This is a genomic window from Pseudomonas sp. fls2-241-R2A-110 (genome assembly GCF_030209165.1).
Taxonomy (GTDB): domain Bacteria; phylum Pseudomonadota; class Gammaproteobacteria; order Pseudomonadales; family Pseudomonadaceae; genus Aquipseudomonas.
The window spans coordinates 74511-95191 of record NZ_JARVSN010000021.1; the positions used below are offsets into that span (position 1 = coordinate 74511).

20 protein-coding genes are annotated in these 20681 nt (G+C 59.1%); 14 read left to right on the forward strand and 6 right to left on the reverse strand.

The genetic code is table 11. The annotated features are described in order from the left end of the window. Nucleotides 1-21: 21 nt before the first annotated feature. The 3 genes from QRN31_RS17325 (at nt 22) to QRN31_RS17335 (ending at nt 1969) form a co-directional block, all read left to right on the forward strand. Entirely contained in the window at nt 22-387 is a 366-nt protein-coding gene (locus QRN31_RS17325) for a response regulator (RefSeq protein WP_285433343.1), read from the forward strand. Between the two features lie 111 nt (nt 388-498). After that, nucleotides 499-747 (forward strand): helix-turn-helix domain-containing protein, encoded by a 249-nt coding sequence (locus QRN31_RS17330; protein ID WP_285433345.1) that lies wholly within the window; start codon nt 499-501, stop codon nt 745-747. Next, nucleotides 740-1969 (forward strand): type II toxin-antitoxin system HipA family toxin, encoded by a 1230-nt coding sequence (locus QRN31_RS17335; protein WP_285433347.1) that lies wholly within the window; start codon nt 740-742, stop codon nt 1967-1969. Before QRN31_RS17330 ends, QRN31_RS17335 begins: the two co-directional genes overlap by 8 nt. On the opposite strand, the gene QRN31_RS17340 is transcribed toward QRN31_RS17335, so the two are convergent. Beyond that, nucleotides 1970-2974, reverse strand: coding sequence for an AraC family transcriptional regulator (locus QRN31_RS17340; protein ID WP_285433348.1), 1005 nt, complete (start codon nt 2972-2974; stop codon nt 1970-1972). Nucleotides 2975-3074: 100 nt separating this feature from the next. Between QRN31_RS17340 and QRN31_RS17345 the strand changes: the two genes are divergently transcribed. From QRN31_RS17345 to QRN31_RS17380, 8 genes are all read left to right on the forward strand, one after another. Then, nucleotides 3075-4148 carry a fatty acid desaturase gene (locus tag QRN31_RS17345; protein WP_285433349.1) on the forward strand — a complete coding sequence of 358 codons (1074 nt, stop codon included), beginning with the start codon at nt 3075-3077 and terminating at the stop codon, nt 4146-4148. Between the two features lie 401 nt (nt 4149-4549). After that, nucleotides 4550-5131 (forward strand): alpha/beta hydrolase, encoded by a 582-nt coding sequence (locus tag QRN31_RS17350; RefSeq protein WP_285433350.1) that lies wholly within the window; start codon nt 4550-4552, stop codon nt 5129-5131. A gap of 55 nt (nt 5132-5186) precedes the next feature. Then, nucleotides 5187-6119, forward strand: a complete 933-nt coding sequence (locus tag QRN31_RS17355; RefSeq protein WP_285433352.1) for a sigma 54-interacting transcriptional regulator — start codon at nt 5187-5189, stop codon at nt 6117-6119. Between the two features lie 163 nt (nt 6120-6282). Continuing rightward, nucleotides 6283-7065, forward strand: coding sequence for a MetQ/NlpA family ABC transporter substrate-binding protein (locus QRN31_RS17360; RefSeq protein WP_027922262.1), 783 nt, complete (start codon nt 6283-6285; stop codon nt 7063-7065). 544 nt (nt 7066-7609) lie between these two features. Beyond that, nucleotides 7610-8275: an amino acid ABC transporter permease gene (locus tag QRN31_RS17365; RefSeq protein WP_259157409.1), complete on the forward strand. Its 666-nt coding sequence runs from the start codon at nt 7610-7612 to the stop codon at nt 8273-8275. Beyond that, nucleotides 8256-8915, forward strand: a complete 660-nt coding sequence (locus QRN31_RS17370; protein ID WP_223415282.1) for an amino acid ABC transporter permease — start codon at nt 8256-8258, stop codon at nt 8913-8915. The genes QRN31_RS17365 and QRN31_RS17370 overlap by 20 nt, the downstream gene beginning before the upstream one ends. Continuing rightward, entirely contained in the window at nt 8912-9694 is a 783-nt protein-coding gene (locus tag QRN31_RS17375) for an amino acid ABC transporter ATP-binding protein (RefSeq protein ID WP_285433357.1), read from the forward strand. Before QRN31_RS17370 ends, QRN31_RS17375 begins: the two co-directional genes overlap by 4 nt. Continuing rightward, a complete protein-coding gene (locus QRN31_RS17380) occupies nt 9691-10557 on the forward strand; it encodes a transporter substrate-binding domain-containing protein (protein ID WP_285433358.1) in 867 nt (288 codons plus the stop codon). The genes QRN31_RS17375 and QRN31_RS17380 overlap by 4 nt, the downstream gene beginning before the upstream one ends. A 135-nt stretch (nt 10558-10692) precedes the next feature. Here the strand turns inward: QRN31_RS17380 and QRN31_RS17385 are convergent, their stop codons facing one another. Beyond that, nucleotides 10693-11889 (reverse strand): AAA family ATPase, encoded by a 1197-nt coding sequence (locus tag QRN31_RS17385; protein ID WP_285433359.1) that lies wholly within the window; start codon nt 11887-11889, stop codon nt 10693-10695. A gap of 146 nt (nt 11890-12035) precedes the next feature. Between QRN31_RS17385 and QRN31_RS17390 the strand changes: the two genes are divergently transcribed. From QRN31_RS17390 to QRN31_RS17400, 3 genes are read left to right on the forward strand one after another with little or no spacing between them, the layout of a single operon-like run. Beyond that, nucleotides 12036-13139 (forward strand): efflux RND transporter periplasmic adaptor subunit, encoded by a 1104-nt coding sequence (locus tag QRN31_RS17390; protein WP_285433360.1) that lies wholly within the window; start codon nt 12036-12038, stop codon nt 13137-13139. Further along, nucleotides 13136-14203: an efflux RND transporter periplasmic adaptor subunit gene (locus QRN31_RS17395; RefSeq protein WP_285433362.1), complete on the forward strand. Its 1068-nt coding sequence runs from the start codon at nt 13136-13138 to the stop codon at nt 14201-14203. The genes QRN31_RS17390 and QRN31_RS17395 overlap by 4 nt, the downstream gene beginning before the upstream one ends. Further along, nucleotides 14200-17253, forward strand: coding sequence for an efflux RND transporter permease subunit (locus tag QRN31_RS17400; RefSeq protein WP_285433363.1), 3054 nt, complete (start codon nt 14200-14202; stop codon nt 17251-17253). Before QRN31_RS17395 ends, QRN31_RS17400 begins: the two co-directional genes overlap by 4 nt. Nucleotides 17254-17372: 119 nt before the next feature. Here the strand turns inward: QRN31_RS17400 and QRN31_RS17405 are convergent, their stop codons facing one another. The 4 genes from QRN31_RS17405 to QRN31_RS17420 all read right to left on the reverse strand — a co-directional run bounded on the left by QRN31_RS17405 (nt 17373) and on the right by QRN31_RS17420 (nt 20681). Then, a complete protein-coding gene (locus QRN31_RS17405; protein ID WP_285433365.1) occupies nt 17373-17999 on the reverse strand; it encodes a class I SAM-dependent methyltransferase in 627 nt (208 codons plus the stop codon). A gap of 197 nt (nt 18000-18196) precedes the next feature. Further along, nucleotides 18197-18553: a DUF6124 family protein gene (locus QRN31_RS17410; protein ID WP_285433366.1), complete on the reverse strand. Its 357-nt coding sequence runs from the start codon at nt 18551-18553 to the stop codon at nt 18197-18199. Nucleotides 18554-18925: 372 nt separating this feature from the next. Continuing rightward, nucleotides 18926-19570, reverse strand: coding sequence for a methionine ABC transporter permease (locus QRN31_RS17415; protein WP_222589306.1), 645 nt, complete (start codon nt 19568-19570; stop codon nt 18926-18928). Continuing rightward, entirely contained in the window at nt 19560-20681 is a 1122-nt protein-coding gene (locus tag QRN31_RS17420) for a methionine ABC transporter ATP-binding protein (protein ID WP_285433368.1), read from the reverse strand. The genes QRN31_RS17415 and QRN31_RS17420 overlap by 11 nt, the downstream gene beginning before the upstream one ends.

Genomic DNA, 20681 nt, shown 5'->3' on the forward strand with positions numbered 1-20681 from the left:
CCTGAATAATCGAGGTGTGCCATGCGTGTCCTGTTAGTGGAAGACGAACCCGAAATGGCCAAACGCTTGGCCAACGGCCTGAACGAAGCAAGTTATGCGGTAGACGTGGCGCTCAACGGCATGGACGGCCGCCGCTACATTGAGTCCGGCGAATACGCACTGATCATCCTCGACGTGATGCTGCCGGGGCTTAACGGCTGGCAGCTGCAGCAACAGATCCGCAAGCTCGGCGACACGCCGGTGCTGTTCCTGACCACCAAGGACGGCATCGAAGATCGCCTGCGCGGGTTGGAATTGCATGAGGATGATTACCTGCTCAAGCCGTTTGCCGTGAGTGAGTTGGTGGCACGGGTGCGCAAGTTGTTGCGGCGAGATCGGGGACGGTAGTTTCTTAAGTCTGGTTAAAAAATGAGCTGGACATACTCATTGATCTGCACTAAATACAATGCATATCCACGATTTGTGGAAAATTGCACGGCATACAATGCAGGTTGGGCGATGGAAAACCTTGGCAGACTCATCCGGTCCTTACGTAAAGAGCGAAAGCTTTCTCAACAGGAATTGGCAAAACAGTACGGTATGAGCCGTTCGACGATTTCAGGCATCGAGAACAACACCATCTCCGAAATCGGTTTGCGCAAGATTGAGGCGATCCTCAATGGTTTCGGGTATGAGCTCACTGCCGTGCCCCGTCAGTCGAAGCGTCCAACGCTGGACTCTCTGAAGCAGGTCAACTTCCATGGCTGATCCAGAGAGAGAAAGGCTGCACATCAGTGTTTCCGGAATCGCAGTCGGCGCCCTCGGTCGGGGTCAGCCTCGCGGCGATTCGGTCTTTGCCTACGCCGAAAATGCGCAGGAGCAAAACGCGGTCTCGTTGACCATGCCGGTGCGACTTGAGAGTTATACGTGGGACCACGGCATACACCCGATTTTTGAAATGAACCTGCCGGAAGGCGCTCTGCGCGATGAGTTGGTTCGTCGTTTCAGTAAAGCAGTCAGGGGCTTCGATGATTTCGCGATGCTGGCGATTGTCGGCCCATATCAGCTTGGACGAGTAGGCATTGCGAACGCGGAAGATTCGAATGACCGGCCCCCGGAAACCAGCCTCGCGGATCTTCTGGTGCATGACGGTGCACAGGGTTTGTTCGATGATCTGCTGCACACCTATGGCCAGTATTCGGGTGTTTCAGGCGTACAGCCGAAAGTGCTTGTCCGGGACAATGCGACAACTGTCGACCGGTTGACCCATCGAGGCGCGACACACCTGGTCAAATCGTTTCGTCCGGAGGAATACCCCGAACTCGCGGCCAACGAATATTTCTGCATGCGAGCCGCGTTGCATTGCGGACTTGAAGTGCCGAAATTTGAACTCAGCGAGCACGGCAAATTTCTGGTCGTCGAGCGTTTCGATCTGTACGACAAAGGTTATCTGGGGTTCGAGGATTTTTGTGTCCTCAATGCCTGGCCATCGAAGGCCAAATACGATGGCTCGTACGAAGGTGCTGCGAAGCAAATCAAGGAATTCGTTTCCCCGCCGTTGCTCAACCAGGCGCTTGAATCTTTTTTCAAGATCGTCGCACTTTCATCCGGTTTGAAGAATGGCGACGCACACCTCAAGAACTTCGGCGTGCTGTACGAGCATTGCGCTCTTGATGCGCAGATCCGCCTCGCACCGGCCTACGACATCGTCACGACATCGGTTTACATCAAGTCCGACAGCATGGCATTGCTGTTAGGTGGGTCGAAGGCATGGCCCAAGTACAAAATGCTGATGCGATTTGGTCGTTCGGCCTGCAACCTGACGGAAGGGCGCTGCAATGAACTGCTGCAACAGGTCGCTCATGGGATGGATGTGGCGATGGGTGAAATGACTGATTACATCAAGGCACATCGTGCCTTTGCCGAGGTTGGTGACGCGATGCTGGAACAGTGGACATCAGGTATTGAGCGTAGCCTCATCAAAACCTGATCACCGCAACCCATCCCGAAACTGCCCCGGCGTCATCCCGGTCCAGCGCTTGAAGGCGCGATTGAAGCTGCTGGTATCGGCAAATCCCAGTAAATAACTGATCTCACTCAACGAGCATTGCGGATCGCGCAGGTGCAGCAGCGCCAGGTTTTCGCGACTCTCATTGAGCAGCGTGTCGAAGCGACAACCTTCGTCGGCCAGGTGCCGTTGCAGGCTGCGCAAACTCAGGTGCAGGGCCTGGGCGATGCGTTCCGCCGAGGGTTCGCCTTCGGGCAATTGCTCTTCTATGGCGTCGCGGACTTTACGTTCCCAGGTCAGTGGTTTGAGTTGCGCCAGGGTGCGCTTGAGCACCGCTTCATTGTGTTCGGCCAGTTCCGGGTTGGCATCGTCCAGGTGGCTCTCGAAGTCCACAAGTGAGAACTCCAGTCGGTCCTCGTCTGCGGCGAAATACACCGGGGAGCGGAACACTTTGTGCCACTGATGCGGATCGGCAGGTTCGGGACGGCGCAGGTAAACCGCCAGTGGTGCGTAATCGCGCCCCAAGCGATTGCGGCAGGTGCGCACATAGATAGCCGTGAAGGCGTCGATGGCTTCGAACGCCGGGGCCGGGTTGCCGACCGGGATTTTCAGGCGGAAGCGGTAGCGATCTTCGGCGCGCGTCAGTTCCAGCTCCAATGCATCACTGACCACCTGGTGATAACGCACGATGCGTTCGAACACTTCCCGCAGACTGCCGCTGGCCACCAGCGCATAGCCGAGTGCGTGAAACGTCGTCGGACTGACAAAGCGAGATACCCGCAGGCCGATCGCCGGGTCGCCGCTGACCTGCACGGCGATTTCCCACAGGCGCGTGGTGCCGGACAACGGGTAACGGGCGTTCGGGTCGTCCATCAATTGCGGGTCGAGCCCCGCCTGGTGGCACAGGGCGGTGCTGTCGAGGCCCAGCGCATCGAGTTGCTTGCGCAAGGCGCGGGTCCAGCTGGCGAGGGAGGTCGGTTCAGTCATGCTGATTGGCGCTTCCGGTCAACAGGTTGGCGTTCACGGCTACCGCCTTGCGAGGGTTCACAAGGCAGGATGCGAACATCAATAACCAGAGGATGGAAGCATGGACCGTACTTCTGCAAGTCCCCAGCGACTGAATGCAGCTCAACGATCAGCACATATTCGCGAAGTGGTGCTGGCCAGAGGGGTCGAGCTGCGCAAGCGTTACCCGATTCTCAACCATCAGGACGCCTTGGGCGCCGGCATTCTGGCCTTCGCGCTGATCGCAATGATTGGCTCGGCGGCGCTCTACATCACCGGGCACATGGCTTGGTGGGCGTGCCTGTTGCTCAACGCGTTTTTCGCCTCGCTGACCCACGAGCTGGAACACGACCTGATTCACAGCATGTACTTTCGCAAGCAACGCGTGCCGCACAACCTGATGATGGGCCTGGTATGGCTGGCGCGGCCGAGCACGATCAATCCGTGGATTCGCCGCCACCTGCACCTTAATCATCACAAGGTTTCCGGCACCGAAACCGACATGGAAGAACGCGCGATCACCAATGGCGAACCTTGGGGTTTTGCGCGGTTGCTGATGGTGGGCGACAACGTGATGTCGGCGTTTATCCGCATGCTGCGGGCCAAAACCTGGACGCATAAATTCAGCATCATCAAGCGCACGTTGAAGGTCTACGCGCCGCTGGCGCTGGTGCATTGGGGCGCGTGGTACGTGTTTCTCGGTTTCCATGCGGCCAATGGCATCGCCCATTTGTTGGGGGCACCAATTGAATGGTCGGCGACCACGCTGTCGGTGATGCAGGTGATCGATATCGCGGCGGTGGTGATTATCGGACCGAACGTATTGCGCACGTTCTGCCTGCACTTTGTCAGCTCGAACATGCATTACTACGGTGATGTGGAGCCGGGCAATGTGATCCAGCAAACCCAAGTGCTGAACCCCTGGTGGATGTGGCCTATGCAGGCGTTCTGCTTCAACTTCGGCAGCAGCCACGGGATTCACCATTTTGTGGTGAAGGAGCCGTTTTACATCCGCCAGATGACCGTGCCAGTGGCCCACAAGGTGATGCGCGAGATGGGGGTTCGGTTTAATGATTTCGGGACGTTTACACGGGCGAACCGATTTGTGCGTAAGGATGCAACAGAATCCAGGCAGGTTCGTGCTGCTCAGGTCTGAGCAAGAACTGCGGAAACTCAAAGGCGAAAACGTCGGTCATCAAATTGACCCAAAACGACGCTACGTTGTGACGCAAGCAGCGAGGGTTCGGCGTCTGTTGAGGATGATTGGTATATGCAATTAAGGTCTAATAAAGTAATTAAATATTCCTTTGTTAGATAACTGGTTTCACCAATCATGGGTCTCAGGGCTGTTGAACAGCGCTCACACATTTTGAGTTTCCGGGGCCGTCTCCTTGGCAGGGTGCGGCCCCTTTTTTTATTCCACGCAAACACAAACCGTCGTGGCAGTGATTCTGTTATTCGATGTGGGTCTTAATAAATAGCTTCTTATTCCTTAACGAATATAACTCTCCTCCCTATACTCGACCAGGAACAGACACGCAGCAGGAGAGTTCCCCCATGCGCAACGAATCAATTCGCTACCTGATTGTGCCGGGCTGGCAAGGATCGCCAGAAGATCATTGGCAAAGCCATTGGCAGAACAGCCTGCCGAACAGCGCGCGGGTGGAGCAAGCCGATTGGCTGACGCCGCGTCGTGAAGACTGGGTCGCCGCGCTGGCCGAGGCGATTGCCGCCGACAGCACACCCGTGATCTTGATCGCCCATAGCCTGGGCTGCATTACCGTCGCCCATTGGGCTGCCACTGCGCCGCTGCACTTTTTGCGTCAGGTGCGCGGTGCCTTGCTGGTCGCGCCGGCGGATGTCGAGCGCCCGGCCTGCTCGCCGGCGCTGCGTAACTTCGCACCGATTCCGAACCACTTACTGCCTTTCCCGAGTCAGGTCGTCAGCTCCGACAACGACAGCGCCGTGAGTGCCGCCCGAGCCCTTGAGCTTGCCCGCAACTGGGGCGCCGAGGCGGGAATTTTGTCAGGTGCTGGTCACATCAATGTGAAGTCCGGCCATCAGCGCTGGGAGCAGGGATTTGCCTATCTCTATCGCCTGCAAAACCGAATGGAACACCACGCCCTGCGACGTGCTTAAACTTTTTTATTGTTAAACGCCCCCGTCTCCCGGCGGTGTTGGGCGGGAGTCTGCCATGAGTTTTGAAACCTTCGGCCAGCCATTGCTGACCTTTCCCGACGCCGAAAAAAGCCCGCTGAGCATCCGCGCCAAGGCCCTGGTGTTTGTCGATCCACGTTCTCGCCAGTTGCGCCAGGAACTGGAGCAACTGGCACCGCGCTCGATTTCGGTATTGATCCGTGGCGAAACCGGCAGTGGTAAAGAATTGCTGGCGCGACACATTCATCGCGCCAGTGATCGAGGCGGGCTATTTGTCTCGGTGAATTGCGGCGCGATCAGCCCGACCTACGCCGACGCTGAACTGTTCGGTTACGCCGCCGGCAGTTACACCGGTTCGGCCAGTAGCCGCGCAGGCTGGTTCGGCTCGGCCAACGGTGGAACCCTGTACCTGGATGAAATCGGCGACCTGCCGTTGCCGATCCAGATCAAGTTGCTGGCTGCGCTGGAAAACCACGAGGTGACCCGCGTTGGCGCTCATCAACCGAGCCCGGTCGACGTGCGCTTGGTGGCCGCCACCAGCATCGACCTGGCGCAAGCAGTGGCCGCCGGAAAATTTCATGAGCGGCTTTATCACTACCTCAGCGAAGGACAACTCGAACTGCCGGCGCTGCGTGATCGGGTCGGCGATATTCTTTCGTTGTCCGAATATTTCCTCGGCATCTACAGCCAGCGCCTTGATCTGCCGGTGCCGCTGATCAGCGAAGCGGCGCAGCTTGTGCTGGAGCGACACAGTTGGCCGGGCAACACCCGGGAGCTGGAAAACGTCATTCACTTTGCGCTGCTGGTCAGCACCGGCGATGAGATTTTGCCTGAGCATTTGAATCTGCCAGAGGCGCCTGTGTCGTTGCTGCAGATCGAGCAGCAAGTGGCCCATGCGATCAAAAACGGCACGGCTGCCGAGCGTTCCGAACTCAAGCGTTTGCTGGAAAGCCTGACGCAGACGCTATAGCGGTCTGTATGAACAAAATGGAATATGAAGGTGAATAAAAGATATTGTTCGGGAATAAAAAATCCCGGTATTGTCCGCTTCACGCCAGCGATAGCACTTCACTGGCACTCGTACTAAACAAGCCGTCGTCGATGACGACCGTGATTTTCGATAAGGACACTGCATGAAAAAGGTTCTGTTGTTCACCGCACTGGCGGCTGCCCTGACCGCGGGCCTGGCCCAGGCTGGCGAGAAACTGGTGGTTGCGGCGACCCCGATTCCACACGCCGAGATTCTGGAACTGATCAAGCCAACCCTCGCCAAAGAAGGCGTGGACCTGGAAATCAAAGTGTTCACCGACTACGTTCAGCCGAACGTACAGGTCGACCAGAAGCGTCTGGACGCCAACTACTTCCAGACCCTGCCGTACCTGAAAAGCTTCAACGAAGGCAAAGGCACTAATCTGGTGACCGTGATCGGCGTCCACGTCGAACCGTTCGGTGGCTACTCCAAGAAAGTCAAAACCCTGGCTGAGCTGAAGGACGGCGCGACCATTGCCATCCCGAACGAAGGCAGCAACAGCGGCCGTGCCCTGATTCTGTTGCAGAAGGCTGGCCTGATCGAGTTGAAAGACCCGAAAAACGCCTTGGCTACCCCGAAAGACATCGCCAAGAACCCGCACAACTTCAAGTTCAAGGAACTCGAATCGGCCATGCTGCCGCGCGTTCTGGACCAGGTTGACCTGGACATGATCAACACCAACTACGCGCTGGAAGCCGGTCTGAACCCGGCTAAAGATGCGCTGGTGATCGAAGGTGCCGATTCGCCTTACGTGAACTTCCTGGTGGCCCGTCCGGACAACAAGGACAGCGTTGCCATCCAGAAACTGGCCAAAGCCTTGACCAGCCCGGAAGTGAAAGCCTTCATCGAGAAGAAGTACAGCGGCGCGGTACTGCCGGCGTTCTGATTCACGAGGTAAACCCCTTCAAGGTTTCGAACGCCGATGGCTGGTATAGCGTCGGCGTGATCGTTCCCACGCTCTGCGTGGGAATGCCTCAAGGGACGCTCCGCGTCCAGTGACGCGGAGCGTCACGGGCTGCATTCCCACGCAGAGCGTGGGAACGATCCACATCTCCTAGGCCGCCCTGGCCTTCAACGCCCGGCGTAACGCCACCAACAACTTCACGATTTCCTGCGGATCCAGCCGCTGCGGCACTTTTACGTCTGCCATGTTCTCTTCCTTGTGATAGTTCGGCCGGGGGAGTCTGGCCAAAAGCTGTGCGTCCTTGGAGGGGCTTTTTGAAAAAAAGATCCCTCCTACAGCGCAAAGGAAAATAGTCGTCTTCCCCAACCTCGGCAAATCCGCAGGTAGTTTTTTGCGTGATATCAATATGCTTTAACGGTATTTAAATTCTTCTTTTTATACCTTTAAAGTCGATGTCTGCCGGGTCGTTATCCACTGCCCATGGACTGCACCACCGTCGCTTACCCTGCGACGTCCAGGATGTTCAATGAACTTCGATTACGCTTTTATCCTCAGCACCCTGCCGGCGTTTCTCAGCGCCGTGGGCGTGACGCTCCAGGTCGGCTTTATCGCCATCGGCACTTCGCTGCTGGTGGCTCTGATCAATGCAACGATCCTGGTGTTTCGCACGCCCTACTTGCAACGGCTGGTCGGGCTCTATGTAGAGCTGGCGCGCAACACACCACTGCTCATTCAACTGTTCTTCGTCTACTTCGCTTTGCCAGCGCTGGGTATCAAGGTTTCGGGCTTTGCGGCGGCGATCATCACCATGACCTTCCTCGGTGGGGCTTACCTCACTGAGGTGCTGCGTGCCGGCGTGGACGCCGTGCCCCAGGCACAACTCGAATCCGGTCGCTCCATCGGCCTCTCGCACGGACAATTGCTGCGCTACGTGATCCTGCCGCAAGCCGGGATACTCAGCTTGCCGTCGCTGTTTGCCAATTTCATTTTCCTGCTCAAGGAAACCACGGTGGTCTCCGCCGTGGCGGTGCCAGAGATTCTCTACACCACCAAAAGCTACATCGCGCTCTATTACAAAACCTACGAAATGCTCGCCGTGCTGACGCTGATTTGCGTGCTGCTGTTTTTGCCGCTGTCGCTGCTGCTCAGCCGCCTGGAAAGGAGGCTCCAGCATGGCCAGTTCGGGTCTTGAGTTGCTGTGGGTGTCGTTGCCGCAACTGGGCAAGGGCGCGGCGCAAACCCTGTCGATCTCTTTCCTGAGCATCGCCATCAGTACCGTCGGCGGTGTGCTCTACGGCGTGTTGCGCACGCTGAATTCGAAATGGCTGAACGCGATCCTGCGGGTCTACCTGGAATTGTTCCGGGCGATCCCGGTACTGGTGTGGTTGTACCTGCTGTTTTTTGGCCTGCCGATTTTTTTCGGCCTGAGCATTCCGAGTTTCTGGTGCGCGGTGCTGGTGCTGTCGTTGTGGGGCGCCAGCGAGGTGGGCGAAGTGGTGCGCGGCGCGTTGCATTCGTTGCCACGCGGGCAGCGTGAGGCCGGGTTGTCGATTGGCCTGAACGGTCCGCAACTCTACGGCTACGTGCTGCTGCCTCAGGCGCTGAAGCGCATGACGCCGCCGACCATCAACGTCTACACGCGGATCATCAAGACCAGCTCCCTGGCCGTGCTGATCGGTGTAGTGGACGTGATCAAGGTCGGCCAGCAAATCATCGAACGCACCTACGAATCAGTGCTGATCTACGGCGCACTGTTCCTGTTTTTCTTTTTCATCTGCTACCCGCTGTCAGCCGCCTCGCGCGTGCTGGAGCGGCGCTGGACGCAAGCATGAGCGCATTGATCGAGTTCAAGGGTTTCAACAAGTTTTTCGGCGAGCAGCAGGTGCTCGATGGCATCGACCTTAAGGTGAATTCGGGTGAAGTCATCGTTATTCTCGGGCCCAGCGGCTGCGGTAAAAGCACCTTGTTGCGTTGCCTTAACGGTCTTGAAGTCGCCCACAGCGGCAGCTTGAATTTTGCCGGCCGCGAGTTGCTGGACAAGGGCACTGACTGGCGCGAAGTGAGACAACAGATCGGCATGGTGTTCCAGAGTTATCACCTGTTCCCGCACATGAGCGTGCTCGACAACCTGTTGCTCGGCCCGGTCAAAGTGCAAAAGCGCGACCGCCGTGAAGCCCGGGATCAGGCTGAAGCCTTGCTGGCGCGCGTGGGTCTTCTGGATAAGCGCGACGCCTTCCCGCGTCAGCTCTCCGGTGGCCAGCAGCAACGCATCGCCATCGTCCGTTCGCTGTGCATGAACCCCAAGGTCATGCTCTTCGATGAAGTCACCGCCGCCCTCGACCCGGAAATGGTCAAGGAAGTGCTGGAAGTCATTCAAGGTCTGGCCCGCGAGGGCATGACCCTGCTGATCGTCACCCACGAAATGGCGTTTGCCCGCGCCGTGGCTGACCGGATTGTGTTCATGGATGCCGGGCGAATCCTCGAACAAAACCCTCCCGAGATTTTCTTTACGAACCCGCAAACCGCACGAGCGCAGCAGTTCCTGGAGAAGTTCTCCTACGTCGCCGCACTACCCAAAACGACTCAAACAAAGGAACTGGAACTGCTATGAAAACTGCCAAGGCTTCACTGCTGCTACTCCCGCTGCTCGGCCTCGCGTTGCTGGCCGGCTGCAACAAAACCGAAGCGCCTGCCAAAGCTGCGACCACCAGCGCCAGCTACCTGGAAAAAATCAAGGCGCGGGACAAGCTGATCGTCGGCGTCTTCACCGACAAGCCGCCGTTCGGGTTCGTCAATGAGGCCGGGCGTTATGTGGGGTTCGATACTGACATTGGCCGTCAATTCGCCAAGGACCTGCTGGGCGACGAGAACAAAGTCGAATTCGTCGCGGTGGAACCTGCCAGCCGGATTCCATTCCTGCAAAGCGACAAGGTCGATCTGATCCTGGCCAACATGACGGTCACCCCGGAGCGCAAGGAAGCCGTGGAGTTCACCAACCCGAACCTCAAGGTGGCGGTGCAGGCGTTGGTGCCTCAATCGAGTTCGGTGAAAAACCTCGATGACCTGGCGACTCGCACCACCATCGTGACCACAGGCACCACGGCGGATATCTGGCTGACCAAGAACCACCCGGACTGGAAGCTGCTGAAGTTCGAAAAAAACTCAGAGTCGCTGCAAGCCTTGGCCAATGGTCGAGGTGATGCCTATGCGCAGGACAATCTGGTGCTGTTCAGCTGGGCCAAGCAGAACCCGGGCTACCGCGTTCTGACCCAGACGCTGGGTGCTGAAGCACCGATTGCGCCGGCGGTGAAGAAGGGCAATATCGAATTGCGTGACTGGGTGAATACCGAGTTGGCGAAGCTGGGCGAAGAGAAGTATTTACTCAAGCTGTATGACCAATACGTGCGCAAAGAGCTGAGCGATGACACCAAGCCTGAAAGCGTGATTGTCGAGGGTGGGAAGTGGCAGGGGTGATGCACTGACCTTTGCGGTGCTCTCTCGGCCGTCATCGCGAGCAAGCTCGCTCCCACAGTAGACCGAGTTGTCTCGGCGGACGCGGTCTGAATGCGGGAGCGGGCTTGCCCGCGAATGCGGTATTTCAGGCACTGATCAATCCGGCCAATACCAGGCGGGTTCATCCAGCATCCGCTGCCCGACAATCCCGGTCTGGCCCAACGTTTTCTCCAGCACAATGCAATTGCATTCGGGATCTTCCTGCAACGCTGAAATCAGCCGCCGCGCATGCGACACGACCCACACCTGGCATTGCTCAGAGACGCGGATAATCAATCGCGCCAACGCGGGCAGCAGGTCCGGGTGCAAACTGGTTTCCGGCTCGTTCAGCACCATCAGCGTCGGTGGCCGAGGCGTCAGCAGTGCCGCCACCAGCAACAAATATCGCAGTGTTCCGTCTGACAACTCGGCCGCGGACAATGGCCGCAATAATCCTTCCTGAAAAAACTCAATCGCAAATCGTCCGCCCGGCAATGGCGCGATGTTCAATCGCGCACCGGGAAAGGCGTCGCTGATGGCGGCCCACAGTGCTTCGGGGTCGCCAATTTCGATAATGGTCTGTAACGCCGCCGCCAGATCCCTGCCGTCGTGATGCAAAACCGGCGTGCGGGTGCCCAGTTGTGGTTGACGCACCGGTGCATCGGCGTCGCTGCGAAAGTGATCGTAGAAGCGCCAGCGGCGGATGAACTCGCGCATCTCCAGAACCTCCGGCGAGGTCCGCAGGCTGCCGACCTGATCGAACAGGCTGTCGAAATTCGGCGTGTGTTGCGCCTGCACTTCCCAGTTGCGGCTGGCTCGGGTGCGAATCATCGGGCCGTCGCGATCCACCAGCAGGCTCGCTGGACGATAGAATGCTCCGGCCCAAAGGCATTCACGCTTGATTTGCGGGTCGAGGCTGAAACGCGACGCAATGGGCGAACTGTGTCCGGGTAACATGAAATGGCCATTGGATTCGGGTAACCCGAGGCTGATCGAGTAACCGAAGTCTTCACCGGCAAAGCCCAGGCGCAGGCGTTTGGCACCGTGACGCACGGTCGCTTCGATCGGCACCTCGCCGTTTCGCATGCGCCGGGTGATGTTTGCCGGTCCGGCCCAGAACGTCGAGTCCAGCCCACCCTCGCGCGCCAAGGCATTGACCACTCCACCCTGGGCGGTTTCCGCCAGCAGGCGCAACGCGCGGTAGAGGTTGGATTTGCCGCTGCCGTTGGGGCCGGTGATCAGGTTCAACCGGCCCAGCGGAATCACCAATTTGTTGATCGAGCGGTAATTGGCCACCGCGAGGGTTTTGAGCATAAGAGCTTCCTGTCTCTGATCGTTACCACGAGAGCATGGGAACGATCGAGAGGGAGTATAAAGATCGCAAGTGCGCCCGTGGAACCCTGTTCTAAGCTCACAGTCGTATCGCCATTGGCACGTCCGTACAACGCAAAGGAGTTTGCATGGCTGGTCCCGGATTGAAAACAGTGGTTGGCCTGAGCCTTCTGGTCTTGCTGACTGCGTGCGGCGATAAAAAGCCCGTTGAGAAGGAGCGCCCAAGGGTCTTCGTCCAACAGGTTAAAGCAGCAGATTACGCCGCCTCGGTGACACTCACCGGTGATGTTCAAGCCCGCGTCCAGACCGAACTGTCGTTCCGCGTGGGCGGCAAGATCGTGCAGCGCATGGTCGATGTCGGTGACCGGGTTTCGGCCAGACAAGTGCTGGCCAAACTCGATCCCAAAGACCTGCAGACCAACGTCAACTCAGCCCAGGCTCAGGTGGTCGCCGAGCAAGCGCGGGTCACACAGACCTCCGCCGCCTTCGTTCGCCAGCAAAAGCTCCTGCCCAAGGGCTACACCAGCCAAAGCGAATACGACTCCGCGCAAGCGGCATTGCGCAGCAGTCAGAGCGCGCTCACGGCCGCGCAGGCGCAACTGGCCAACGCGCGCGAACAACTCAGCTACACCGCGCTGATTGCCGACGCGCCGGGCGTGATTACAGCGCGTCAGGCCGAGGTCGGTCAGGTGGTGCAGGCGACGGTGCCGATTTTCAGCCTGGCGCGCGATGGCGAGCGCGACGCGGTGTTCAACGTCTACGAGTCACTGCTGACGGAACGGCCTGAAGGCAAAACCCTGGCGGTCAGCCTGCTCGACAACCCGGCGATCCAAACCACCGGCACCGTGCGCGAAGTGACTCCGGCCGTCTCGGCCCAGACCGGCACGGTGCAGGTCAAAGTCAGCCTGAGCAGCCTGCCCGAAGGCATGCAACTGGGCTCGGTGGTCAGCGCCACGGCCAAGTTGCCGGGCAAGGCGGCGGTTGAACTGCCCTGGTCGGCGCTGACCAAAAATATCAGCGAACCGGCTGTCTGGCTGGTCGACGGTGAGGGCAAGGCGCAATTGCACACCGTCACGGTCGGACGCTACCTGACCGGCAAAGTGATCATCAGCGCCGGCCTGGACGGCGGCGAGAAAGTCATTATCGCGGGCGGCCAGTTGCTGCACCCCGGCGTGAAAGTTGAGATCGCCGAAAATACTTATAAGGATTTAGCCGTGGAAGCCCAGCCATGAAGCGCCTGTTATTGGTCTGCACCGCGGTGATGCTGGTCGCCTGCTCGAAAAAAGAACCCCCGCCGGAACCTGTGCGCCCGGTGTTGTCGATCAAGGTCGAGGCGCTGGACGAAGAAAATCTCGGCCGCTTCGCCGGCAGCATCCAGGCTCGTTATGAAAGCAACGTCGGCTTCCGTGTGCCGGGACGCATTGCCAGCCGTCAGGTCGATGTCGGTGCCGAAGTCGACAGGGGAGCATTGCTCGCTACCCTCGACCCTACCGATCAGCAGAACCAGCTGCGTTCCGCGCAAGGCAATCTGGCCAGTGTCCAGGCCCAATTTATCAACGCCCAGGCCAATGCCCGCCGGCAGCAAGAGTTGTTCGATCGCGGCGTGGGCGCCCAGGCGCAACTCGACGTCGCACAGACTGACTTGAAGACCACCCAGGCTTCTCTCGATCAGGCGAAAGCTGCGGTCGATCAGGCCAAGGATCAACTCAACTACGTCGAACTGCACGCCGACCACAAAGCTATCGTCACCGCGTGGAATGCCGAAGCCGGGCAAGTTGTCAGCGCAGGCCAACAAGTGGTGACCCTGGCGCAACCGGACATCAAGGAAGCCGTGATCGACCTGCCCGATACCCTGGTCGATCAGTTACCGGCTGACGTGGTGTTCCAGGTCGCGGCGCAACTGGACCCAAGCATCACCACGACGGCGACCATTCGCGAAATCGAACCCCAGGCCCAAAGCGCGACCCGTACCCGTCGCGCCCGCCTGACCCTGGCTGAAACACCACCGGGCTTTCGCCTGGGCACCGCGATCAGCGTGACCCTCAGCTCGGCGATCAAACCGCGGATCGAGCTGCCCTTGAGCGCGCTGCAGGAAGTGGATGGCAAAACCCGCATCTGGGTCATCGATGCGCAGGCTCAGACCGTGGCCCCACGTGACGTCAACCTGATCAGCCGCACTGACTCGACGATGATCCTGGCCGATGGTGTGAAGTCCGGCGAGCGGGTCGTCAGTGCCGGTGTGAACAGCCTGAAATCCGGGCAAAAAGTGAAAATCGACGAGGACAGCCCGCAATGAAAGGGAGTTTCAACTTATCCGAATGGGCCCTCAAGCATCAGTCGTTTGTCTGGTATTTGATGTTCGTCGCGCTGTTGATGGGCGTGTTCTCCTACATGAACCTGGGGCGCGAGGAAGACCCGTCCTTCACCATCAAAACCATGGTGATCCAGACCCGCTGGCCTGGCGCGACCCAGGAAGAAACACTCAAGCAGGTCACTGACCGCATCGAGAAAAAACTCGAAGAACTCGACTCTCTCGACTACGTGAAAAGCTACACCCGTCCCGGCGAATCCACAGTGTTCGTCAACCTGCGCGACACCACCAGTGCCAAGGACATTCCGGAGATCTGGTATCAGGTGCGCAAGAAGATCAACGACATTCGCGGCGACTTCCCTCAAGGCCTGCAAGGGCCGGGGTTCAACGACGAGTTCGGTGACGTGTTTGGTTCGGTGTACGCCTTTACCGCTGACGGCTTGTCGATGCGTCAGTTGCGCGATTACGTGGAACAAGTGCGCGCTGAAATTCGTGAAGTGCCGGGGTTGGGCAAGGTCGAGATGATTGGTGAGCAGGACGAAGTCCTCTACCTGAATTTCTCCACCCGCAAACTGGCGGCGCTGGGCATCGATCAGCGCCAGGTGGTGCAGAGCCTGCAAGGCCAGAACGCGGTGACGCCGGCCGGGGTGATCGAAGCGGGGCCGGAGCGTATTTCGGTGCGCACCTCGGGGCAGTTCGAATCCGAGAAGGACTTGGCCAACGTCAACTTGCGCCTCAATGATCGCTTCTACCGTTTGGCCGACATCGCTGACATCAGCCGTGGTTACGTTGACCCGGCGACACCGGAGTTTCGCTTCAACGGTCACCCGGCCATCGGCCTCGCCATTGCGATGAAGAAGGGCGGTAACATCCAGGTGTTCGGCAAGGCATTGCACCAGCGCATGACCGACCTGACCGCAGACTTGCCCGTGGGCGTCGGCGTACACACCGTGTCCGACCAGGCCGAAGTGGTGGAAAAAGCCGTCGGCGGTTTTACCAGTGCGTTGTTCGAAGCGGTAGTGATCGTGCTGATCGTCAGTTTCGTCAGCCTCGGCGTGCGCGCCGGACTGGTGGTGGCGTGCTCGATCCCGCTGGTGCTGGCGATGGTATTCGTCTTCATGGAATACAGCGGCATCACCATGCAACGGATTTCCCTGGGTGCGCTGATCATCGCCCTCGGCTTGCTGGTGGACGATGCGATGATCACGGTGGAGATGATGGTCACGCGCCTGGAAATGGGCGAGACCAAGGAGCAGGCGGCGACGTTCGCCTACACCTCGACCGCGTTCCCGATGCTCACCGGCACGCTGGTGACCGTCGCCGGTTTCGTGCCGATTGGCCTCAATGCCAGTTCGGCCGGTGAGTACACCTTCACCCTGTTCGCGGTGATTGCCGTGGCGATGCTGGTGTCGTGGATTGTCGCGGTGCTGTTCGCCCCGGTGATCGGCGTGCACATCCTCAGCGCCAATGTGAAACCCCATGACGCCGAGCCTGGGCGCATCGGTCGTGCGTTCAATTACGGCATGCTGTGGGCGATGCGCAATCGCTGGTGGGCCATCGGCATCACCATTGCGCTGTTCCTGGCGTCGGTATTTTGCATGCAGTTCGTGCAAAACCAGTTCTTCCCGTCCTCGGACCGCCCGGAAATCCTCGTCGACTTGAACCTGCCGCAAAACGCCTCCATCGGCGAAACCCGCAAGGCGGTGGACAAACTTGAAGCAACGCTCAAGGACGATCCGGACATCGTGCGCTGGAGCACGTACATCGGCGAGGGTGCGATTCGTTTCTACCTGCCGCTCGACCAGCAACTGCAGAACCCGTACTACGCGCAACTGGTCATCGTCAGCAAAGACCTGGAGTCGCGCATCGCGCTCAGTCAGCGCTTGCGTGAACGATTGCGCAAAGATTTCGTCGGCATCGGCAGCTACGTCCAGGCGCTGGAAATGGGCCCGCCGGTCGGCCGTCCGATTCAATACCGGGTCAGCGGCAAGGACATCGATCAGGTGCGCAAGCAGGCGATCGCCCTGGCCACCGTACTGGACAAAAACCCGCACATTGGCGAGATCATTTACGACTGGAACGAGCCGGGCAAAGTCCTGCGTATCGACATCGCCCAAGACAAGGCGCGGCAGTTGGGGCTGTCGTCGGAAGACGTGGCCAACCTGATGAACAGCATCGTTGTCGGGGCGCCGATCACCCAGGTTGATGATGATATCTACCTGATCAACGTCGTGGGCCGTGCTGAAGACGCGGAACGCGGCACACCGGAAACCCTGCAGAACTTGCAGATCGTGACACCGGGCGGCACCTCCATACCGCTACTGGCGTTTGCCACCGTGCGCTATGACCTGGAGCAGCCGCTGGTCTGGCGCCGCGACCGCAAGCCGACCATCACGGTCAAGGCCGCGATGCGCGACGAGATACAGCCGACCGACCTGGTGAAACAGCTCAAGCCGGACATCGACAAATTCGCCGCCAGTTTGCCGGTGGGTTACTCGGTTGCCACCGGCGGTACGGTAGAGGAAAGCGGCAAGGCTCAAGGGCCGATTGCCAAGGTGGTGCCGTTGATGTTGTTCCTGATGGCGACCTTCCTGATGATCCAGTTGCACAGCGTGCAGAAGCTGTTCCTGGTGGCGAGTGTCGCGCCCCTCGGGTTGATCGGCGTGGTGCTGGCGTTGGTTCCGACGGGAACGCCGATGGGCTTCGTGGCGATCCTGGGGATTCTGGCGCTGATCGGCATCATCATCCGCAACTCGGTGATTCTGGTGACTCAGATCGACGCGCTGGAGAAGGAAGGCTATTTACCGTGGGATGCCGTGGCGAAGGCCACGGAACATCGTCGTCGACCGATCCTGTTGACCGCTGCGGCGGCGAGCCTGGGGATGATCCCGATTGCCCGGGAAGTGTTCTGGGGGCCGATGGCGTACGCGATGATCGGCGGGATCATCATCGCCACCTTGCTGACGCTGCTGTTTTTGCCGGCGCTTTATGTGGCCTGGTACAAAATCCGCGAACCGAAGAAAGAGCTGCGGTAAAGCGAGCGCTAATGATCGTTCCCACGCTCTGCGTGGGAATGTAGCCCGTGATGCTCCGCGTCACTGGACGCGGAGCGTCCCTTGAGGCATTCCCACGCAGAGCGTGGGAACGATCATGTCTAGGGCTTGCGCCAGACGCTAGCCAGCCAAGGCTGCTGCTCGCGCGGCAGTCCTGCCGGCCGGTAGTAATGTTCCAGCTCGACAAACCCGGCTTCGGTCAGCAATTGCTGCCATGCCGCCAAGTCGTGATACGCCCCATACCGCGGCCCGTTCCAGCCTTCCTGATTCTCGCCACGCGGATTGGAACTGAACAACACGCCACCGGGTTTCAACGCCCCGCGCAACTCCTTCAACACCCGAGGCAATTCCTGGCGCGGGATGTGAAACAGCACCGCATTGGCAAATATCCCGTCGAAGCGCTCAGCCGGTAGATCCAGTTTCAGAAAGTCCTGCTGCCACACCTCGCAACCGCTGTCTTCACGCGCCATTTGCGCAAACTTCTCTGAACCATCCAGCCCGACGGCGGTGTGGCCCATGCGTGTGAACGTTTTCAAATCACGGCCCGGGCCACAGCCAAAATCGAGAATGTCGAATGGCGGCTCGCCCTGAATATTCCGCAGCAGGGCATCGATGTTCTGGCTGACATCATGATCGCGAGTCCCTTCGCGAAAACCTTCGGCCACCGAGTTGTAATGGCCCAGGGTGGTGGAGGTGATCTGCTCGAGGTCGGCGGGTGTCTGTTTCATGGTCGGCTGCGCAGGCAATGGGGATTTGCCGAATATACGCCATCACACATGGGTCTGCTTCGCAGCCATTCGCGAGCAAGCCCGCTCCCACAGTTGATCTCCAGCGAACACAAATCTTGTGTACGGTACAGATCCAATGTGGGAGCGAGCTTGCTCGCGAAAGCGGTAACACTGGCGACTGAAGACTCAGGCCAGACTCAGGCCCGCTTCATCCCCAAACAATCAATGGATCGATCAACCATGGCCTTGGCGATCTCCAGCAAATGCCAAACCGAGAACACCATGGCCCGATCCGCCCCTTTGAGGTGATCGCCACACTGATACGCGGTGACCGAGGCACAACGCAGTAGATCCGCAACATAGAGTTGGGTGTCTTCAAAACTCACGTCTTCACTGACGTTGTAGAACCGCAGCTCGTCGGGCGCTGATGGCTGTTCTCCGGTGAGGTAGAAATCGATTGCACGATAAAGGGCAGAACGGTCTCTTGGCGGATCGTCGGTGGGATTGCCTTGGGTGGATGTTTCGGGAGGCGGATCGGGGACGGATCTTTTCATTGGTAAAACTCCTGGTATTAGTTGGAGCCAACCGATATCGCGACTAAACGAACAGGGGTGGCGGCTGCACGCAGGTTAGTCGACCGGTCACCAGGAAATACCGGCGCACCCGAGGGTGCCCTGCGCACAGCCACCATAAATTTCAGGTGATAAAACACCTGACAAGAGGTGGCGCTGTGCGCCTGGTGTGTTCCGAGCGACTAAACCCGATCACTGATGAGCAGTGACGGACCGAGACTAGCCACCGAAATTGGCAGGCGCAAGCGAGCGGAATGATCTAGGAAATGTCCTGCAAGTGGAAGGGATCAAGCCTGTAGGCGCGCTGATTTTCCTGTGGGAAATGTTCCCCGCTCCTGAAGGCAGACACCCCACTTAGCGCTTGTTCAACCCCCGCGCCAAGCGATCCCCGCCCAACTGAATCACCGCCACCAACACCACCAGCAGCACAATCACCGTCAGCATGATCTGGCTATCAAATCGCTGATAACCATACCGGTACGCGATGTCCCCAAGCCCACCGGCCCCAATCGCCCCAGCCATGGCCGACGAGTTGATCATCGTCACCAACGTGATAGTGAAGCCGCCGACAATCCCCGGCAGTGCCTCTGGCAACAACACATGCCAGACAATGTGCCAGCGCCGGCAACCCATTGCCTGCGCCGCTTCGATCAACCCGTGATCGACCTCGCGCAAACTGACTTCGGCAATGCGCGCAAAGAATGGCGTCGCCGCGATCGTCAGTGGCACCACGGCGGCCCAGACGCCATACGTGGTGCCGACGATCAGTCGGGTGAACGGAATCAGCGCCACCATCAGGATCAAAAACGGAATCGAGCGAAACAGGTTCACGAACGCGCCCAATGCACGGTTCAGCCCCGGTGCTTCATAGATCCCGCCCTTGGAGCTGGTGACCAGGATCACCGCCAACGGTATGCCCGCCAGCAGCGCAATCAGCGACGACACACCGACCATCAAAAACGTGTCGATGAAACCTTGCAGCAAGCGATCAAACCACATAACCGAGCACCTCCACCTGTTGCGCCCAATCGCTGGCGCGCTGGCGCAGTTCCTCTGCGCCGTGGGACGAGCCGGTCACTGCCAGCAGCAGTTGCCCCAGTGCATGGCCCTGAATCCGTTCCACGCCACCTTGCAGCAAGCGCACACGACCGCCGAGTGCGGAAAACAGCGCCGCCAGATCCGGTTCATCACTCGCGCTGCCGGTGAACTGCAGGCGCAGCACCACGGCGGCGTCCGAGGACTGTGGCTGAGGGCGCAAGCGGCTTTGCAGTTCTTCCGGCAAGCCATGTTGCAACGGCGCGAGCAAGGTCTTGCTGACCTCATGTTGCGGATTGCCGAAGACCTCCCAGACCGGCCCTTGCTCGACGATTCGACCATGTTCCAGCACCACGACGCGGTCGCAGATATCGCGAATCACGGCCATCTCGTGAGTGATCAACACGATGGTCAACCCCAGGCGCTGATTGATCTCGCGCAGCAGGCCGAGGATCGATTGCGTGGTCTCCGGGTCCAGCGCGGAAGTGGCTTCGTCGCACAACAGAATCGCCGGGTCGTGCACCAACGCGCGGGCGATGCCGACACGTTGTTTCTGCCCACCGGAGAGCTGCGCCGGATAGGCCTTGTGCTTGCCTTGCAGCCCGACCAGTTCGAGCAATTCACGGACCTTTTGCTCGCGTTTTTCCTTGGGCACGCCGGCGACTTTCAGCGGCAACTCGACGTTCTGCCAAACCGTCTTGGCCGACATCAAATTGAAGTGCTGGAAGATCATGCCGATCCGTCGGCGCAGCGCCACCAGGCGATCCTCATCGAACTCGCCGATGTCCACTTGATCGATCAGCACCCGACCGGTGCTCGGCTGTTCGAGGCGGTTGATGGTGCGGATCAGCGACGACTTGCCGGCGCCACTGCGGCCGATGATGCCGAACACTTCACCGCGCTGGATCGCCAGGTCGATGCCGTGCAGTGCCGCCACCGGACCTTGCTGGCCATTGTAGGTTTTACCCAGGCCGATAAAGCGCACGTGGGCGCGATTGAGGTCCGGGTGCAGTTCGGTCTGTGCAGCTTTATGAGGCTCTGGAATCTCCAGTCGCCGTTGGGTGGCTGCCGTCAT

Excerpts from the sequence above, each read along its gene's own strand:
- QRN31_RS17355 (WP_285433352.1), top strand. The coding sequence starts at position 5,187 with ATGAGTTTTGAAACCTTCGGCCAGCCATTGCTGACCTTTCCCGACGCC.
- QRN31_RS17420 (WP_285433368.1), bottom strand. The coding sequence starts at position 20,681 with ATGACGGCAGCCACCCAACGGCGACTGGAGATTCCAGAGCCTCATAAA.
- QRN31_RS17325 (WP_285433343.1), top strand. The coding sequence starts at position 22 with ATGCGTGTCCTGTTAGTGGAAGACGAACCCGAAATGGCCAAACGCTTG.
- QRN31_RS17415 (WP_222589306.1), bottom strand. The coding sequence starts at position 19,570 with ATGTGGTTTGATCGCTTGCTGCAAGGTTTCATCGACACGTTTTTGATG.
- QRN31_RS17370 (WP_223415282.1), top strand. The coding sequence starts at position 8,256 with ATGGCCAGTTCGGGTCTTGAGTTGCTGTGGGTGTCGTTGCCGCAACTG.
- QRN31_RS17390 (WP_285433360.1), top strand. The coding sequence starts at position 12,036 with ATGGCTGGTCCCGGATTGAAAACAGTGGTTGGCCTGAGCCTTCTGGTC.
- QRN31_RS17395 (WP_285433362.1), top strand. The coding sequence starts at position 13,136 with ATGAAGCGCCTGTTATTGGTCTGCACCGCGGTGATGCTGGTCGCCTGC.
- QRN31_RS17340 (WP_285433348.1), bottom strand. The coding sequence starts at position 2,974 with ATGACTGAACCGACCTCCCTCGCCAGCTGGACCCGCGCCTTGCGCAAG.
- QRN31_RS17400 (WP_285433363.1), top strand. The coding sequence starts at position 14,200 with ATGAAAGGGAGTTTCAACTTATCCGAATGGGCCCTCAAGCATCAGTCG.
- QRN31_RS17330 (WP_285433345.1), top strand. The coding sequence starts at position 499 with ATGGAAAACCTTGGCAGACTCATCCGGTCCTTACGTAAAGAGCGAAAG.
- QRN31_RS17360 (WP_027922262.1), top strand. The coding sequence starts at position 6,283 with ATGAAAAAGGTTCTGTTGTTCACCGCACTGGCGGCTGCCCTGACCGCG.
- QRN31_RS17410 (WP_285433366.1), bottom strand. The coding sequence starts at position 18,553 with ATGAAAAGATCCGTCCCCGATCCGCCTCCCGAAACATCCACCCAAGGC.
- QRN31_RS17375 (WP_285433357.1), top strand. The coding sequence starts at position 8,912 with ATGAGCGCATTGATCGAGTTCAAGGGTTTCAACAAGTTTTTCGGCGAG.
- QRN31_RS17365 (WP_259157409.1), top strand. The coding sequence starts at position 7,610 with ATGAACTTCGATTACGCTTTTATCCTCAGCACCCTGCCGGCGTTTCTC.
- QRN31_RS17335 (WP_285433347.1), top strand. The coding sequence starts at position 740 with ATGGCTGATCCAGAGAGAGAAAGGCTGCACATCAGTGTTTCCGGAATC.
- QRN31_RS17380 (WP_285433358.1), top strand. The coding sequence starts at position 9,691 with ATGAAAACTGCCAAGGCTTCACTGCTGCTACTCCCGCTGCTCGGCCTC.
- QRN31_RS17385 (WP_285433359.1), bottom strand. The coding sequence starts at position 11,889 with ATGCTCAAAACCCTCGCGGTGGCCAATTACCGCTCGATCAACAAATTG.
- QRN31_RS17405 (WP_285433365.1), bottom strand. The coding sequence starts at position 17,999 with ATGAAACAGACACCCGCCGACCTCGAGCAGATCACCTCCACCACCCTG.
- QRN31_RS17345 (WP_285433349.1), top strand. The coding sequence starts at position 3,075 with ATGGACCGTACTTCTGCAAGTCCCCAGCGACTGAATGCAGCTCAACGA.
- QRN31_RS17350 (WP_285433350.1), top strand. The coding sequence starts at position 4,550 with ATGCGCAACGAATCAATTCGCTACCTGATTGTGCCGGGCTGGCAAGGA.